Source organism: Rhodopirellula maiorica SM1 (genome assembly GCF_000346295.1).
In the GTDB taxonomy this organism is placed as follows: domain Bacteria; phylum Planctomycetota; class Planctomycetia; order Pirellulales; family Pirellulaceae; genus Novipirellula; species Novipirellula maiorica.
In genome coordinates this window covers 1-1,972 of the sequence record NZ_ANOG01000176.1, presented here as the reverse complement: position 1 = coordinate 1,972, position 1,972 = coordinate 1, and the positions used below count along the sequence as shown (strand labels likewise).

General features: G+C 56.0%; 3 protein-coding genes. All 3 read left to right on the top strand.

From position 1 onward, the window contains the following. Positions 1 to 186 precede the first annotated feature (186 nt). Entirely contained in the window at positions 187 to 1,050 is an 864-nt protein-coding gene (locus RMSM_RS05375) for a hypothetical protein (protein ID WP_144057392.1), read from the top strand. A gap of 32 nt (positions 1,051 to 1,082) precedes the next feature. Then, the gene (locus tag RMSM_RS05370; protein ID WP_008692678.1) at positions 1,083 to 1,298 is read left to right on the top strand and encodes a hypothetical protein; all 216 of its coding nucleotides are present in this window, start codon (positions 1,083 to 1,085) and stop codon (positions 1,296 to 1,298) included. Between the two features lie 248 nt (positions 1,299 to 1,546). Beyond that, on the top strand, positions 1,547 to 1,972 hold a 426-nt coding region (locus RMSM_RS05365; RefSeq protein ID WP_008692676.1), incomplete at its 3' end, for a hypothetical protein.

Genomic DNA, 1,972 nt, shown 5'->3' with positions numbered 1-1,972 from the left:
GTCTCGTGCTGCCGATGTGGTCCCTAAATAGCGGGCTGTCCCGATCTGCGCTAGCACTCGTCGCAAAGATGTGGAGCGCGACGCGGGGCAAGACACACGCGTCGCGAGGGTATCGAGGAGGGAACCCGTCTGATTCGGGAGTCGATTGGCAGTCTGGCTACCGAGTACACCTGGCGAATCTCCACCTTGATGCAGGCGACCGGCCTGACTCGCGAGTCGGTGAAAAATGCACGCCGGTCGCTGGTGGACGCTGGCGTCGTCAACGGGGACGACAGTGACGACCGACCTGGATACATCTCACTGGTACCAGTGATCGAGGTCACCGATGCAGGCGACTTAATTTTTGGCGGCGCGAAGCGCCAAAAACGATACGTGGGTCTGCCAAATATGATATTTGGGTCGCGGGGGGTAGGTGCCAAATATGATACTTGCTCTTATCCTAAAGATTCTTCTTTATTTGAATCTAAAGAAAATGAATCTAATGCCATCGTGGCCGATGGTACCGAGAGTTTGAATTTGACAAAGAAAGAAAAACAACAAACCAAAGTAACCTCATCACAGGCACAGACGGCCCCAGCGCCAAAACCGAAAGCGCAACCCGCTGCCCGCCCGGCCGATCCGGTCAGTCGCGTCTGGCTGGCGTATCCTGAGCGGATGCGTCGATCGCGAGGAGCCATCGGGGACGCACTGATCGGAGCCGTCAGATACCTAGTGGCCTGCGGCACGATAACGATCGATCAGGATGGCGCACCGATCGATGTCTCGACAGAGAGACTAGCTATGGATTTCATCTCGCTGCGGATCAATGAATACGCTAAGTCACCGGAGGGACAGCGAGGTCACATCCCAGAGCCAGCAAAATGGCTCAAAAACCAGCGATATATGGACGCCACCGCATCATGGCAGTCATATGTGTCGTCCGACGCTGTCCCAGTGAGTCGGCGCGTCGAGGTCGAGTACACCAGGGAGGAGTCAGATCTAGCTCGTCGGCGCAGGGAAGTGCGAGAAGAGGCAGAGGCGAAAAAGGCTAAGGCAGCCGCCGCCGCGTAACTATCGATACCACCGCACGAGGAGACAGAAAAATGCACGAAGACGAAGAATACGACCGAGCCTTTCAGAGGTTGATGAAAACCAAGGAAGCCATCGAGCGACGGATAGCTGCTCAGGTGGTCCGGCTGGAGGACGAGGGGATCACCGGCTATTTCCCCCTGATGATCATGCCGGAATCGCTAGAAAGTGAGGAGCAAAGATTGCGGCTTCTGCGAGTACTCGAGAGCCTCCAGGATGAGGCCGAATAGCCAAGATCCCACTGCCATGAATTTCCGTGGTCAAGTTGACCACGGAAAATCGCCCCTGAAGTTTCACGCGCGTGTCAGGATCAAAACCCCGTGTTTTCCGGCCTAAATCGAAACGCCGATTTCAGGAACCACCCCACGGCAGGGCAAAAAACAGTGCGTGGTCAACTTGGCTTCGAGACCGCAATTGCCCCTGACGTCGGTGCGTGATCCTTTTTTTGGGACCGTTTGTGGTGCAAATTTGATGCATCATGACAAACATCAAAATCCAATTCACCAGCTACCCTGGCGAGACAACCGCGTGGATGTATCCGGTCGAGCCGTACGAAGGGTTCGTTTTTAACGAATCTGGATACCCGCTGACCAAAATCGGTCCCGACGGCGAAGACAGCACCGACTACTGGGTGACCGTACCGAGTGCCGACATCCAGCGAGGGCGCGTGTGGATGGTGAAAAAGGGCGGTCCGAGCGGCTTCCTTGGTTCGCGCAGCGTTTTCATCAAGGACGATCAAGACGATTACCCAACTGCAGGCCCGACACCAGCAAGCGAAGACAACGGGCTGTACTTGATCACCACCACGGTGAAGGACGAAGACGGTGAATTGATCCAGGGCGCGAGGGTCGGCATTGCCGGGACGTCATACAGCCGAGTTTCGAAGGTCGGTGGCTCGGTAACT